General features: G+C 44.1%; 18 protein-coding genes. 14 read left to right on the top strand and 4 right to left on the bottom strand.

All coding sequences use genetic code 11. The features are described from left to right. Positions 1–61: 61 nt before the first annotated feature. Positions 62–637 carry a class I SAM-dependent methyltransferase gene (locus AND4_RS01235; protein ID WP_043991385.1) on the bottom strand — a complete coding sequence of 192 codons (576 nt, stop codon included), beginning with the start codon at positions 635–637 and terminating at the stop codon, positions 62–64. Positions 638–809: 172 nt separating this feature from the next. Between AND4_RS01235 and AND4_RS01230 the strand changes: the two genes are divergently transcribed. The 6 genes from AND4_RS01230 to AND4_RS01205 all read left to right on the top strand — a co-directional run bounded on the left by AND4_RS01230 (position 810) and on the right by AND4_RS01205 (position 7170). Further along, the gene (locus tag AND4_RS01230; RefSeq protein WP_009841051.1) at positions 810–1688 is read left to right on the top strand and encodes a LysR family transcriptional regulator; all 879 of its coding nucleotides are present in this window, start codon (positions 810–812) and stop codon (positions 1686–1688) included. Between the two features lie 175 nt (positions 1689–1863). Beyond that, the gene (locus AND4_RS01225) at positions 1864–2757 is read left to right on the top strand and encodes a cation diffusion facilitator family transporter (RefSeq protein ID WP_009841050.1); all 894 of its coding nucleotides are present in this window, start codon (positions 1864–1866) and stop codon (positions 2755–2757) included. A gap of 276 nt (positions 2758–3033) precedes the next feature. Next, the gene (gene elbB, locus AND4_RS01220) at positions 3034–3684 is read left to right on the top strand and encodes an isoprenoid biosynthesis glyoxalase ElbB (protein WP_009841049.1); all 651 of its coding nucleotides are present in this window, start codon (positions 3034–3036) and stop codon (positions 3682–3684) included. Between the two features lie 327 nt (positions 3685–4011). Beyond that, entirely contained in the window at positions 4012–5160 is a 1149-nt protein-coding gene (gene yiaY, locus AND4_RS01215) for an L-threonine dehydrogenase (RefSeq protein WP_009841048.1), read from the top strand. A 150-nt stretch (positions 5161–5310) separates the two neighbouring features. Then, a complete protein-coding gene (locus AND4_RS01210; protein WP_009841047.1) occupies positions 5311–6387 on the top strand; it encodes a PQQ-dependent sugar dehydrogenase in 1077 nt (358 codons plus the stop codon). A 168-nt stretch (positions 6388–6555) separates the two neighbouring features. After that, on the top strand, positions 6556–7170 hold the full coding sequence (locus tag AND4_RS01205) for an HAD family hydrolase (protein WP_009841046.1): 615 nt from the start codon (positions 6556–6558) through the stop codon (positions 7168–7170). Positions 7171–7234: 64 nt separating this feature from the next. On the opposite strand, the gene AND4_RS01200 is transcribed toward AND4_RS01205, so the two are convergent. Continuing rightward, positions 7235–7714, bottom strand: a complete 480-nt coding sequence (locus AND4_RS01200; protein WP_009841045.1) for a Dps family protein — start codon at positions 7712–7714, stop codon at positions 7235–7237. Positions 7715–8212: 498 nt separating this feature from the next. Here AND4_RS01200 and AND4_RS01195 point away from each other — a divergent pair, with 498 nt between their 5' ends. Further along, entirely contained in the window at positions 8213–9376 is a 1164-nt protein-coding gene (locus AND4_RS01195) for a threonine/serine exporter family protein (protein ID WP_009841044.1), read from the top strand. Here the strand turns inward: AND4_RS01195 and AND4_RS01190 are convergent. Continuing rightward, positions 9373–9627 (bottom strand): ribosome alternative rescue factor ArfA, encoded by a 255-nt coding sequence (locus tag AND4_RS01190; RefSeq protein ID WP_009841043.1) that lies wholly within the window; start codon positions 9625–9627, stop codon positions 9373–9375. The genes AND4_RS01195 and AND4_RS01190 overlap by 4 nt on opposite strands. Before the next feature lie 369 nt (positions 9628–9996). Here AND4_RS01190 and AND4_RS01185 point away from each other — a divergent pair, with 369 nt between their 5' ends. The 4 genes from AND4_RS01185 to AND4_RS01170 all read left to right on the top strand — a co-directional run bounded on the left by AND4_RS01185 (position 9997) and on the right by AND4_RS01170 (position 11851). Then, a complete protein-coding gene (locus AND4_RS01185; RefSeq protein WP_009841042.1) occupies positions 9997–10206 on the top strand; it encodes a cold-shock protein in 210 nt (69 codons plus the stop codon). A gap of 72 nt (positions 10207–10278) precedes the next feature. Continuing rightward, positions 10279–10824: a YaeQ family protein gene (locus AND4_RS01180; protein WP_009841041.1), complete on the top strand. Its 546-nt coding sequence runs from the start codon at positions 10279–10281 to the stop codon at positions 10822–10824. Further along, positions 10811–11353 (top strand): hypothetical protein, encoded by a 543-nt coding sequence (locus tag AND4_RS01175; RefSeq protein WP_009841040.1) that lies wholly within the window; start codon positions 10811–10813, stop codon positions 11351–11353. The genes AND4_RS01180 and AND4_RS01175 overlap by 14 nt, the downstream gene beginning before the upstream one ends. Positions 11354–11491: 138 nt before the next feature. Then, positions 11492–11851, top strand: a complete 360-nt coding sequence (locus AND4_RS01170; RefSeq protein ID WP_009841039.1) for a glutaredoxin — start codon at positions 11492–11494, stop codon at positions 11849–11851. A gap of 97 nt (positions 11852–11948) precedes the next feature. Here AND4_RS01170 and AND4_RS01165 read toward each other — a convergent pair whose 3' ends face one another. Then, positions 11949–12578 carry an OmpA family protein gene (locus AND4_RS01165; protein WP_009841038.1) on the bottom strand — a complete coding sequence of 210 codons (630 nt, stop codon included), beginning with the start codon at positions 12576–12578 and terminating at the stop codon, positions 11949–11951. 352 nt (positions 12579–12930) lie between these two features. Here AND4_RS01165 and AND4_RS01160 point away from each other — a divergent pair, with 352 nt between their 5' ends. The 3 genes from AND4_RS01160 (at position 12931) to arfB (ending at position 14717) form a co-directional block, all read left to right on the top strand. Continuing rightward, complete coding sequence (locus AND4_RS01160) at positions 12931–13563, top strand: thiol:disulfide interchange protein DsbA/DsbL (RefSeq protein WP_009841037.1); 633 nt, start codon at positions 12931–12933, stop codon at positions 13561–13563. 14 nt (positions 13564–13577) lie between these two features. Then, on the top strand, positions 13578–14051 hold the full coding sequence (locus AND4_RS01155; RefSeq protein WP_009841036.1) for an FKBP-type peptidyl-prolyl cis-trans isomerase: 474 nt from the start codon (positions 13578–13580) through the stop codon (positions 14049–14051). 252 nt (positions 14052–14303) lie between these two features. Continuing rightward, positions 14304–14717: an alternative ribosome rescue aminoacyl-tRNA hydrolase ArfB gene (gene arfB, locus AND4_RS01150; RefSeq protein WP_009841034.1), complete on the top strand. Its 414-nt coding sequence runs from the start codon at positions 14304–14306 to the stop codon at positions 14715–14717.

Below are 14717 nucleotides of genomic sequence, written 5' to 3'. Positions count from 1 at the left end.
AATCAAAGACAATAAAAAAGCGAGCTAACGAGCTCGCCTTCTCTCTGTTCTTTATCGGAGATTAACGGCGACCTACGCCCATTAACACTGACATTGTGTGACCGTCTGATGTAACTGCGAAGACTTTCTTCGTTTCTACCTCAGTAAAGCCTGCTTTGATAAGTGCGTTCTCAGATTTCGCTAGCGTGAAGCCTTCTTCTGCTGAATCGGCGATCCAGTCAAAATGAACGAAGTGACCGCCGGCGTTGAGTAGCGAGTGGGCAACCTCTAGAGACGTTTCGTAATCTTCGATAAATGCCAACACTGAGGAAGCGACCACTAGGTCAAACTGACCACGGAACGCAGGATGCTGTGCAACTAGACCACGCGTCAATGCGTCAACAACTGGTTCTACATTATCCAGCTCTTTTTTATCAAGCTCTTCAATCATGGCCTCCGATGCGTCTAGCGCCACAATTTCTTTTACTGACGGGGACAACAGTTGGCTTAGCTGCCCTGTACCACATCCAAAATCCAATACGTTAATGTCATCAAGCTGAGTAAGCTGCTTTAACTGTGTAAACACCGACTGAGCAAATTGTTCTGTTGCTGGGTTAGATTCCCAATTCTTTGCTAAGGCGTCCCAATCTTGCGCCATCGTGGCCTCCATGTTCACTTCTTGTCACACCCATAGATTACCGTAAAAACATCAAAACGCCATAGACTTATCTGGCGAATCCGTGTTTTTTTCTATAGTCTTTCTAGACGTTAGTACGGACATTCATCTACGTTATCGATTGTCATCATTTCCGTTTAGGTCCTCTTTAATCATGAACTTAACTCAAGTAGAAGCTTTTTGTACCATCGCTGAACACGGCTCCGTCTCAGAGGCCGCACGCCAACTCGACTGCAACCGTACTAAGCTCAGTATGGCCATTAAGGCGCTTGAAAAAGACTTGGATGTCGAGTTGTTCACTCGTACGGGTAATCAACTTACGCTGTCAGAAGCAGGAAAAGCCATCTTTAAAGACTGCGAAAGCCTTCTAGTAACAGCACAACGTATCAAAAAGACCTGCGCTCAAGTTTCCGACGGTTTTAGCGCTGAAGTCTGGGTTGCACGTGATGACTCTCTGCCCGACGAACTGTGGCAAGAGCTCTCTCATACACTCAACAATCGCTTTCCTTCCACCACATTCAACCTGATCCTCGCCTCCAGCGGTGACTTGGCGAACTTGGTCAGTACTCAGCAGGTCGATTTTGCATTTGGTGTCGATTACGAACGGGTCGATGACCCACACATTGTTTACAATCCACTTGGTAAAATCCGCTTGATGTCGGTATGCAGCTTTGACCACCAACTCAGTAAAATGCGCCGTGTGACAGACGAAGACTTACGTAACCAGATGCAAGCCTTGATGGTTTACTTGAACGAGAAAGATAATCCTGAGCTGCAACCCTTTTCGACTCGATACATTGGCTTCTCTAGTTTCGACTACATGTTGAATACCATTTTGGAAGAAGATGCGTGGGGCGTATTGCCGGAGCCACTAATCCGACACTATTTAAGACATCAAAAACTTGCAGTGATCAAACATACCTATGGTTTGACACAAGAAGACTACTGTATGTTCGTAACAAATGGACAGACAGAGCACCCCGCAATGAGTTGGCTCGCTGATAAGTTGAGCGAATATTTATTCGATTTCTAAACACATGGCAGTGAGCGTCAATTATATTGACAGTCAAAAACCAATCTAACTCACTGAAAAATAATTGTTTATCATAAAACTCTCTATTTATCGTTCAAATGTTACACAGTTTTAATTTGCTTAAATTTGCTCCGAGACAAAGAATGTAATGGTGTAATTATCTAAGGCATTCTTTATGTGTGACAGGACAAGCAACAATGAAAACCGTATTTTAACCTTCTCGGCACTTTTAGCGTCTGGGTTTGCTGTGGGAGGTATGGTTCTTGGCTTGCTTGTTGGATCAATCGTCATTATATTTGACGGTGTTTATTCTTTAGTCAGCCTGGTACTCACTTTACTCTCGCTGGCTGCTTCTTACTACATCAGCAAGCCTTCAAAGTCTTCTTTCCCCTTTGGCAAAGCCGTCCTTGAGCCCATCGTTATCGCTATTAAAGCAGCGGTTATTTTGATTGTTGTGGCCTTCTCATTATTCTCAGCGGTAACCGCGTTAATGTCTGGCGGCCGTGAGGTAGACGCTTCCATCGCGACCATCTTCGGTGTGGTTAACGTACTTGGTTGCGGCTACGCTTGGTGGTTTATGGCGAAGAAAAGTTGTCGTTTCTCATCTGGCCTTATCGAGGCCGAAAAAAAACAGTGGCAAATGGATACATTACTGAGCGTGGCGGTCACTGCAGGCTTCATCGCCGCATGGTCAGTATCATTAACGCCATACGCCCACTACGCAGTGTATGCAGACCCAATGATGATGGTATTAATGGGCTTTTACTTCCTTAAAGTACCCTTCGATATGTTAGTCAGTGCCCTACGTGAACTGCTAATGATGACTGCAAGCAAAGAGCTATGTCAGAGTGTTGGAAAAGACATTTCAGACATCGAAAAGGTGACTGATCATCAATTGAAACTGGCTGGTGTCACTAAGGTTGGCCAAGAGCTAAGAGTCAATGTGGACGTGCATGTTGATAACGACACGTTACAGCTTGACACCCTAGAAAACACTCGCAAGCAACTTACTAAGCGACTCTCAAAGCACAAATTCAAGCTTCAGCTCCAGTTGAACGTTGCCTATTAGAGCCCTACCATGGAAACATTCATGCTCAATCATGATCCGCTTCAACGTATTGTCAGCAAAAGTTCGCTATAAACCGTCCACGCTCACTATAAACCGTCTACTCTAGCTATAAAATAGTCTATCTTCGCTATTGCTACATTCTGTTTTCTGGCTGAAACAGTATTCACACTTGAGCGTCATGTGAGCACTGTCTGTTGCCCGTCAGCAGACAAGGATACACATAATCTAAACAGTGAAGAACACTATAAGGCATATTCGAAGTAAAGGAATCCAATCATGAAAAAAGTCGCTGTCATCTTGAGCGGTTCAGGCGTTTACGACGGTTCTGAGATCCACGAAGCCGTGTTAGCACTTTATGCCATAGAAAAAGCAGGGGCTAGTTGGCACTGCTTTGCGCCCAACATCAACCAACTTCACGTCATCAATCACCTGAATGGTGACGAAATGGATGAAACCCGTAACGTCTTGATCGAATCAGCTCGAATCGCACGTGGCAATATCGAGGATGTCGCCAGACTTAACGTGGATGAATACGATGCCCTCCTACTACCAGGCGGTTTTGGCGCCGCAAAAAACTTAACCGATTTCGCCATTTCGGGAGCAGAATGCTCGATTAATACTCACGTAGCACAAGCGTGTCGTGCATTTGCTCACGCGGGTAAACCAGCGGGTTATTTGTGCATTGCGCCAACTATCATCCCTATGATTTACGATCAAGGTGTGCAAGGCACCATTGGTAACGATGAAGCAACGGCTGCTGCGTTTGGTCATATGGGTGGAGAACACGTAAGCTGTCAGGTGGATCAAATCCATTTCGATGAACAACACAAGGTACTTTCCACACCAGCTTATATGTTAGCGGAGAATATCTCTCAAGCGGCGTCAGGCATTGAAAAACTGGTTGATAAGTTAGTCAAAATCGCCTGAACAGAAATCGTTTTCTAAAACACGCTACACCAACCTCGTTGACAGAAGACATATCAACGGGGTTTATACTCTCATCTCATTTCATCTAGAAGCGCACCAACACTCCCCTTCGCACTAAACGTTTATGTGACAAATGAATCATTTCCCATCTGTTAGTCAGGTTTGCAGCAATTCGCTGTTTAACAGGACTGGCATCACATTTCCTTACTCAAAGCTACCTCTAAGGGGGTAATCTTGTTCTAGATCAATCTCAACCAAGAATGGAATATGCAAAAGTAAATGACAAATTAAGAAAGATTATTAAAAATAACTGCGGAGCAATCCAATATGACAAGTGCATTTTTTATCCCTACCGTAAACCTAATGGGCGCTGGTTGTTTGAAAGACGCAACAGATAGCATTCAATCTCAAGGCTTTAAAAAAGGTTTAATTGTTACGGATAAGATTCTTAACCAAATCGGTGTAGTAAAGCAGGTTCAAGATCTCCTGGCAGAACGCGACGTGGAAACCGTTGTATTCGATGGCACTCAACCAAACCCTACCATCAGTAACGTTTCCGATGGTTTGGCGCTTCTGACAGACAACGACTGTGACTTCGTTATTTCTCTCGGTGGCGGATCACCACATGACTGTGCGAAAGGTATCGCACTTGTTGCTTCTAACGGCGGTAAAATCGCAGATTATGAGGGCGTAGATCAGTCTGCAAAACCAATGATGCCCCTTATTGCGATCAACACGACTGCGGGTACTGCATCTGAAATGACGCGTTTCTGTATCATCACTGACGAAGAACGTCACATTAAGATGGCCATCGTTGATAAGCACACAACACCACTTATCTCGGTCAACGATCCAGAGCTCATGTTGGTTAAACCGGCTTCGTTAACCGCAGCAACAGGTATGGATGCCCTAACACACGCCGTGGAAGCTTATGTATCTATCGCCGCAACACCCATCACTGATGCGGTAGCCATTAAAGCAATTGAACTTATCCAAGCTCACCTGCGCACTGCAGTGAAGAACGGTGAAGATCTAGAAGCTCGTGAGCAAATGGCATACGCACAGTTCATGGCGGGTATGGCGTTCAACAACGCGTCTCTAGGTTACGTGCACGCAATGGCACACCAACTAGGTGGTTTCTACGACCTTCCACACGGTGTTTGTAACGCGATTCTTCTACCTCACGTGCAGCGTTACAACGCGCAAGTATGTCCAGAGCGCCTACGTGATGTAGCGAAAGCAATGGGCGTAGATGTAGAAGGTATGTCAGCAGAACAAGGTGCGGCAGCAGCTATCGACGCTATCGTAACTCTAGCGAAAGATGTGGGCATCCCTGCAGGTATCAAGGAGCTTGGTGCGAAGCTAGAAGACATCCCAACACTCGCAGACAACGCACTGAAAGACGCTTGTGGTTTCACTAACCCTAAACAAGCCACTCACGAAGAAATCTCTAAGATTTTCGAAGAGGCGATGTAATATCGCTAACTAAATAACTCTCGATTACCTAATTCAATCCCCGATCTCGAATCGGGGATTTTTTACATTCTTATACCATCCATGCTCTGCAAAACCTTCTCTTTTGGTGTTAGCTTTTAAGCATTAACACGATTCATATTGGAAGGAACCATGAGAACGATTGCTGCTGCCCTACTCGCTTGTTTATCCTTTTCTACCAACGCTGCCGAATACCGCGCCAACGAAGTGGCGAATGGGTTGCAAATTCCTTGGGGAATTGAGTTTTTAGATAACCAACGCGTTATCGTCAATGAAAAAAACGGAACGGTTTCGCTGCTGGATATCACATCAGGCAAACTTCAAAAGCTATTTAACGTCCCCGATGTGAACACCAGTGGACAAGCTGGCTTATTAGATGTTGCTCTCGCACCGAATACCGATGCGCAAACCCCACTACTCTTTTTTACCTACAGCAAGCGCACGAGTAAAGGCAATACGGTGGCGTTAGCGACTGCGCAATTGCAAAACAATCAACTAGTGGGTTGGAAAGATCTCTTTATCGCTGATGCCATCACCGACACAGGGCGTCACTATGGCAGTCGACTTTCATTTGTTGATGACAAAGTTTACTTCTCAATCGGTGACCGTGGCGAACGCAATAATGGCCAAGACACTCAAACCCATGCTGGCAGTATTCTTCGTCTCAACCTTGATGGCTCGGTTCCGCAAGACAACCCTTTCAAGCCTTCCGAAGCTCGTCCTGAGCTATGGAGTTACGGACACCGCAACCCACAAGGTATGTTTTACGATGAAGCAACAAAACAGCTGTGGTCAATTGAACATGGACCACGCGGCGGTGATGAAATTAACCTGATCAAGAAAGGCGCGAACTACGGCTGGGCTAAAGTCTCTCATGGTAAAGAATATTGGGGGCCGTTGGACGTCGGTGAAGCTAAGTCGTTACCGGGAATGGAAGATCCAAAGCTAGTTTATATCCCTTCTATCGCACCAAGTAACATGATTTTGTACCGTGGCGACAAGTACCCAGAGTTGGATGGAAAAATCCTCGCCGGCGCATTGAAACTGACGCACATCAACGTGGTATCGATTGAGAATGGCAAGCTCACCGAAGCAAAAAGATTAATGGAGAATCTGGGTGAGCGAGTAAGAGATATAACCATCAGCCCCGATGGTTATCTCTACTTTTCTACTGACAGCGGCAAAATCTTTCGTCTTGAGGAGGAATAGTTTTCTCTGAAGACCGAGTCTGACAAAGCTGGCTCTTTAAACTTACTACCGCTGTTTTTGTGATACGTGGTTGATTTATCTTCGTACAATCTAGTCAGAATAATCTAGAATTTACAACAACCTAATGTTTTTTAAAACGATAAGTCGAATACACTGAACGAGGTCGTTATGATTCCATTCCCTTTGCAGCTTGAGAAAATTAAAGCCGTAGTGTTCGATTTAGACAACACGCTAGTGAGTTCTGATATGAACTTTAGCGAATTGCGTCGCAAGCTAAATTGTCCGCAAAATGAAGACCTGTTGGATTTTGTCGAAGCACTTGAGCCCCCTCATCATCGAGAGCACGCTCACAACGTTATATTTGATTACGAGATTTCTGATGCTGAGCAGTCTGCTTCAATGATTGGCTGCCATGAATTGCTCGCCTACTTACATCAAAATAAAATTAAAACCGCTATCGTGACGCGCAACTGCCAAATCGCCACGCAGCGCAAACTAGAGCACAACCAAATCTCAGTGGAACGAGTCATCACTCGCGAATGCTTCCCGCCCAAGCCAGACCCGTTGTCTCTGCAGGTATTGGCGAAAGAGTGGCGTTTGATGCCGGATGAAGTGCTTTATGTCGGCGATTACCTTTACGACTTACAGGCGGCGTATAACGCTCAGATGCCCTCTTGCCTTGTTCATCACGGTAATCAAGAAACCTTCAATGATTCAGCCTCGTTGGCGCTGAATGAACTCAGTAATTTATTGAGCCATTTCCAATCCTTACCGCGAACATAAAACACGAAAACAAAAAAGGGCACCAACGTGCCCCTTACTTATTCCCGATTGTTTAATACGATGCTTAGCCTTGTAGGTAAGCGTTCAGCATCCACATGAGTTTTTCTTGCTCACCAATGTAGTCACCCATCAATGCTGATGTACCTTCGTCATCGGCTTCAGCTGCGTTTTGTAGAATCTCACGCTGATTTCGAAGCAGAACACTAAAGCCTTGAACAAGACCCTGCACACACTCCTGACCAGAAGTCGCGTTTTGGTGCTCTTCGATTTCACTTGCTTCCAAGTAGTTGCTGAATGCGTGTGCCGGAGTGTGGCCCAATGTCAGAATACGCTCTGCAAGCTCGTCTATTTTGGTTTGCAGATCAGTGTAGATTTCTTCAAATTTCACGTGTAATTCGAAAAATTGCTGACCTTTGATATTCCAGTGGTAACCACGTGAGTTCATGTACAATACTTGGTAGTGCGCGAGCAACTGATTAAGTTGTTGTGCTAGTTGTGCTGATTGTTTGCTATCGAGACCAATTAGGCTTACTTGTTTGTTCATAATCTTGCTCCTGGAAGAATAATACCAACCGTAGAAAGGAAGAGACCTTTTAATGGGATTGGTGTAAAACTTAAACATTCTTTTGCAGTGTTTGCTGCCGATGGAGTTATATTACGACTTCACCTTGGCGAAGAAAATTTGGTTTTAACTATGGTTTAAATAGTCAAACCCAATCATCAAACCCCACCTAAAGTTACAGTGTAACCAAAAGCCTTTGCGTTCACGATAGCATTTTTAGTTATGCAAAATATGACAACTCTTGTCATTTATTTCGATGATTTGCAATTGACGCTCTAACATCAATAAATTCAAACAGCCATTGACTTAAAGAATCGATAGTAACATCTCCAATTCACAGCAAAAATCCTTTTGTCAATAATTCAACATCTGACACAGCCCACAAAAACACTTTGAAAAATTAATGATTATTCGCTCGATAAGCATCTCTTTGTTAACTTACTCGCAATTTTTTCGTGACTCAAAATTTTCGTTTTCGCCATGCCCTCTCAGTATAGAATTAACAAAATCGTTGAAATTGGCGACACCTTGCATCGTAGTGGTTGTGCGCCATACAAAGTAGAAAAATACACTCAGCACTATGCGCAAAAACATGGCGTTGATGTGATGATTCAAGCTACACCAACTGCCATCAACTATCAGTTTCCTGATGACAATAACGCGGTCATACTCAAACGTTTGAAGCCAGCATCAATTAACTTAAGTTTACTGGCAAACACTATCATTCGTATCAACCAACTAAGCAGTGAACCCGTACCTGAACCCGCAGGTTACCCCTCATGGGTCATTGCATTGGCCAACATGGGAATTCCTCCTGCATACTTAATGTTAGTCGGTAGTACCTTAGAAGCGGTAGGTTTTGCCTCTATTCTTGGCTTTATGGTCTGGGGGTGTCAGCAAGTTTGTCAATCAAGGCGTACCATTGCGGTCGAGTTTATTGCAGCTTTGTTCACTGGTATTATCGTGGCTTACCTTTCAAGTACAGGGGTCCCCATTCCTGTCTGGGCCTTGTGCATTGCTACCATTGTTCTGTTTGTCCCCGGGCTCTCTATCGCTAACTCACTTGAGTGCCTCGCGTTCAACGATTTGGTTTCGGGAACCAGTTTATTGGGGCAATGTGTTCTTACGCTAATCAAGCTTTTTATCGGCATTACCATGGGTCTTAATATCGGCGAAGCCATTTGGGGCCAAGCACAATCCATCGCCTATACCAATGAAGTTCCTATTTGGATGCACATTAGCGGCTTATTCATCATTTCATTTTGTCTTGGGGTGATCTTTAATGCGCGTATTATCGACGTTCTACTAGGCTTGCCCGTTGCCATACTGGGTATGTGGGGCCCCATCTATCTGGGGTTTGAGAGTGGATGGGTCGTCGGTACTTGGATCACAACGGTGCTAATAACCTTGTACGGCACTTGGATTGCAAAGAGGATGGAACTTACGGGCTCTATCTACATAGTTCAGGGGATCATTATTTTGGTTCCCGGCAGTCGAGTATTAGTGAGCGCTGGCCAAACCGTATTTGAACAATCAATCCTTCCCATTCCAAGCATCGGTTTATCTGCGCTGTTTATGTTCTCAGCTATCGTTGCTGGGCAAATCACAGCCTACTCCATATACTCACCGAAAATAGACAACTAAGGTACCAGCCTCAAACAAGAAAAAGCCCTATTCAAAATCCACATTGGTGAGAACTTTGAATAGGGCTCTTTGCCTCTATGCTTCACTTTCCGGTTGAAGCTGCCTTTACCTTTTTGCGCCTTCACAACTCGAGTCCTAAACAGTTTACTGGTGACAACGGCCTTCAATGCGTTATCTTTGATTTTACCTCTGCCAAATTCAGTATCCTGAACCAATTCCTTTGGCTGAAGGTGTGATGTTTTTCTCGCCATATTTCCTCCTACTATTAATGGTCGTACCAGATTGGACAACAAGTAGGGCAAATAGTCAACTTTGTGTAACAAATGAGATTATCGCTCACAAAAATGTCACATCGACATCATTTATTTGAAAAGTCATCAAAAGCAGACCGCGAAATCAGTGACTAGATACAAATATTTTGCCTTGAGAGGTCGATATATGTTGACTATAAGCGTAATTGACCTAGACTCTTAGGCGGCTAGAAAGAAAGTTCTTTGTTTTCACATTTCGTTGGATTACTCGTAACCCCTCGTCCTGTGGTACGCAATAGCAATTTATTTTTTCACGCTATAAGCGCCGATTAGGCGAGATTTACAGTAATAGATATTTAGGAAATAAACATGTCTCAGAAAACTACTGGTACAGTTAAGTGGTTCAACGAAACTAAAGGCTTCGGTTTCATTCAACAAGAAAACGGCCCTGACGTTTTCGCTCATTTCTCTGCAATCCAAGGTGACGGTTTCAAAACTCTTGCTGAAGGCCAGAAAGTAGAATTCGAAGTTACTCAAGGTCAAAAAGGTCCACAAGCTGAGAAAATCACTGTACTTTAAGCCTTTTAAGATTTTGATGGTAGCCAGCTTTTAGCTGGCTATTTTTTTGCCCTTCATTTACTGATACTAACAATGGCTTTAAAACCAACAATTTATAAATTTCGAATCGCGATCTCAGATATGAATTGCGATTACTACGACTCGAAAAATCTGACTATCGCCCTTCATCCTTCAGAAAAGCCGCAGCGTATGCTTGCACGAATTTTCGCTTACTGTATGAATGCACAAGGTGACCTTGAGTTCACTAAAGGCCTATCGACAACCGAAGAACCTGACTTGTGGAAAGTTGAGGACGATCAATCCATCACACATTGGATTGAGATTGGTGAACCGGAACCAGAGCGGATCAAGAAAGCGACTCGTTTAGCGAAACATGTAAAAGTATACACTTATAACACCAAAGCATCAGTTTGGTGGGATAAGATAGCTGGCAAATTTGGCATGCTTCCTGTAGAGGTGGCCAGCTTTGATTATGGTGCCCTAGACCTAGTAGCAAAGCATCTTGACCGAAGCACTACTCTATCTGTTATGATTACTGGTACCTCTATTTTCGTTGATATCAACGAACAACACCTCGAAGTGACGGTGAAGGAATTGCAAAGCAATGACGGCCCTTAACGAACTGCTCCAAGAAATGGGGTGCAAAAACATTCCCTTCATTGACAAGCACAAAGTGGCAAGGCGACGTTGGGTAGAAGAACAAGCGCCATTATTCATTAGAGTATGCGAAAACAAACCCGATAAAGCCCCTGTTCTTCACCTACTCGGTCTTTTGACTAAGTCTCACATCGAAACCAGTGCACTTTATGACCAGAACGCAGCATCCACTCACAGAATGCAGCAAGTCTTCAGTGACACATTAGGTGAAGAATACGCCAAGAAGTTTACCAACCAAACCGCAGAAGACCTTGCGCTGGTAGCGCATTTATGGCTCTACACCCAAGGCTACCTCAATATGGATTTTAGCCTCGCTCATGATCATGCAGAGCAAACTCAAAATACGCTACAACAAGAGTTGGTGACCAAGCGCATGGATTCAGATGCCTTTCGTACTGACTTAATGCAAAGCTTTTACCTCGGAAAGAAAGCAACCCCCAAAAAAACAAGTGGTCTATTGAGTTGGATAAAAAGTCTATTCCCCATGTAAAACATATGGTTTTATAAAAACTTAACACCTGATAGACTGTGCTTTTGATGCCACGGCTTTTATCATTTCAGACTTAGGTATGTCAGTCCGTCGTATAAAACCCAAGTGCACTTATCCACTGAACACCAAGGGATCATTATGAAGTTTATCCGCTGGATTTTGGGAAAGATAATTCTACTTCTCAACGCAGTATTCTCACCTCGTGGGGTAAAACGCTCAGAAGAAGCACAGAAAAGCGTTGATGAAAAAGCAAAGACTTACGCACTGTACCAGTTTGAAGCTTGTCCTTTCTGTGTAAAAGTCCGTCGTGCTATGAAGCGTCAATCTGTCAATATCGAATTACGTGATGCGAAGAATGACCCGGTGCATCGTGAAGCGCTAGAGCAAGGTGGTGGCCGTGTGAAAGTCCCTTGCCTTCGCATTGAAAAAGATGGCGAGACGCAGTGGCTTTACGAATCTTCAGACATTGTTGCTTACATCGAAAAAGAATTTGCCTAGTTCCCCCTAAGAACATTGGCGGATGTAAAAGAGGCACCTAACTGGTGCCTCTTTTCTTTTACTTCATGATCTTTGGGTTCTATATCAATATCTTTATTTACTGACCGACAATCAGCATTAGCTCCACTCTACGATTGCATGCCTTACCACTTGCTGTTGCGTTACTGCACTGTGGCACATACTCACCAAATCCTCGTGAAAACACTCTCTGACGCGGCAAGCTGGTTTCAAGTAATTGCTTTTCAACTTCACGTGCACGTTTTTCGGATAAGGAGTCATTGAAGCTCGCTGCGCCCGCGCTGTCCGCGTGGCCGTTAACCACGACATCAATATCAGTTCGTTTGGCAAGATAGTGCCCTAGGCTTTGTATCCAACCCTGAGACTGTGCAGATAACCTTGAAGAGCCCGTTTGAAAGTGAACTTGCTCTTTCAAACGTACCATTAGATGTTCGCCATTGATGGTCTCATGGGCAATTTGATGCCTGTTTAAGAACCTCTCCAACGACATCATGCCGTCTGACTTTTTTTCCATCGAATTCTGAGCCTGAGTAACATAGCGTGGTGCTGCTGCGTATGACTTCGTGTAACCCCACTCTGGGTGTCTCAGCTCAGAATTAGTTCGAGGAGCAACATCTAACATATTGCCACCCGGAATCATATCCATATCTGGATTAATGCTGGAGCATCCGGCGAGTAAACCGCATGCAACTAAATACCAATGCTTCATATCATTACCAACGTAGAACGAACTCCTGAACACTGTGTCGGCTTAAATGGCTCAGACTTTAGAACTTCTCTGCCACTCAGTATCTCTATCCAACAAGCACCTATCGTGCCAACGGCCTGATTTGTGCTCGCATTTCTCCAACTCCGCTATTTACCCAAGAGGCAAAGCTAGCCTTTAAACAAACTAAACTCTTTTTATCAAGTGCTAACGGCTTGATTTATCCCATCATTGCTCTGTTTTGTCTAAACTTTCTTCGATTGTCTCACTTTAGTGTAACAAGCCGTATTAATGGTTTTCGTCGATAGGGTTAACCGATAAACTAACCACAATCCCACTAATTAGAGCCTTACCTATGTTTAAAAACATTTCAAAAATTGTTGCAGTCTTTGCCGCCATATTTGCCCTAACGGCTTGTGATAACGGCAATAGTCAGCCGCAACAGGGCAAACAATACGAAGTATTGCCAGTATCACTTACCGAATACAACCTTGCTCCTGTGACTGAAGCTTTTTCTCTCACTTGTGGTCACTGTCGTACAATGGAACAGTTTGTCCCTCAGATCGAATCCTTGACCAAGCAAAAAGTTGAGAAAGTGCATGTAACTTTTAATGAAAGTGCACAAGTCAGCGCAATGATTTTCTATACTGCTGCCATGCAGGTAAACGGCACACCAGACAAAGCGTTTATGGAAGAACTATTCGCTGCTGTTCAGATGGGAGCAGATGCAACAGCTGACGAACGCCAAGCTGCGGTTGAGAAAGCTTTCAATACTCGTGGTCTAGTAAGCCCATACCTACTAGACGAAGCGCAAAAAGCACAATTGCTTAAACTCGTCACCAAAGCTGAACAGATCACAACTCGTGGTCAAATCAACTCAGTCCCTGCCTTCATCGTAAACGGTAAGTACCAAGTGATCACTGGTGGTCACGAGACGGTTGAAGCAATGGCAGACACCATTGACTATCTGCTAAAACAACCAAAGTAAGATAAGGAGTTATTGTGTCTAAATTTCTTTTTCCTATCATTATTTTTGTCCTAGCGGCGTTCTTTATTTATCGCACTTGGACTAATCATAAGGTGGCAGACGAAAACTATGCTAAGGGTCAAGAATTCCTGCTGGAAAACAGCAAGAAGGAAGATGTAATTACGACAGAGAGCGGCCTACAATACCAAGTGCTTGAGAAAGGTACTGGTGACGTTCACCCAGCAGCAAACAGCAAAGTGAAAGTCCACTACCACGGTACACTCATCGACGGTACGATTTTCGATAGCTCTGTAGAGCGTGGCGAGCCAATAACATTCGGCCTAAATCAAGTAATAAAAGGCTGGCAAGAAGGCCTGCAGTACATGGTTGTAGGTGAGAAAATTCGCCTATTCGTACCGAGTACACTCGGCTACGGTAAGAGCGGTTCAGGGCCTATCCCACCAGCAAGTGTGCTGATTTTTGATGTGGAATTATTGGATATCCAATAGTCATTAACAATGCCATAAAACGCCGCATCAATCGCGGCGTTTTTATTGGTCACAAGTTTGGGGTCGAGAGCCGCTTCACGTTCGTTATTCACTGCACTAAGTATTCTGATTGCTTGGTATGCATTCAGTCAAGGTGTTGGACACATAGGAAATACGCCTTTTTAGGCTATGTGCATGCCAATTCTTCTATTTACCCCTCTCTGGTGGTAATTTATCAACCATCATTACAATCCTTATCGGGGTTCAGTTACTATGCTTAAAATTTCGAACTCTGTCACAATTCAAGATTGGGAAATTCAATTATTACCCATTAGAGCTCAAGGAAATGGTGGGCAGAACGTTAACAAGGTATCGTCCGCTATACATTTGCGCTTTGACATCAGCCATTCCAAACTGCCGGAGTTCTACAAAGAGCGACTTCTTGCCCTTTCTGACAGCCGGATATCCAAAGATGGTGTAGTTATCATTAAAGCGCAGCAATTTCGGACACAGGAGCAGAATAAACAAGACGCACTAAATCGATTGCAAGCGTTAATACAATCTGCAGGTCAACAAGAAAAGAAGCGTATAAAAACCAAGCCAACTCGCGCTTCACAACGTCGAAGACTTGATAGTAAAAACAAGCAAGCGACGAAAAAACAGCAACGCCAGAAAATGCTGTATTAA

The sequence above is a fragment of the Vibrio sp. AND4 genome, assembly GCF_000171815.1.
Classification (GTDB): domain Bacteria; phylum Pseudomonadota; class Gammaproteobacteria; order Enterobacterales; family Vibrionaceae; genus Vibrio.
The sequence above is the reverse complement of the archived record's forward strand: the minus strand, read 5'-3'. Positions and strand labels throughout refer to the sequence as shown.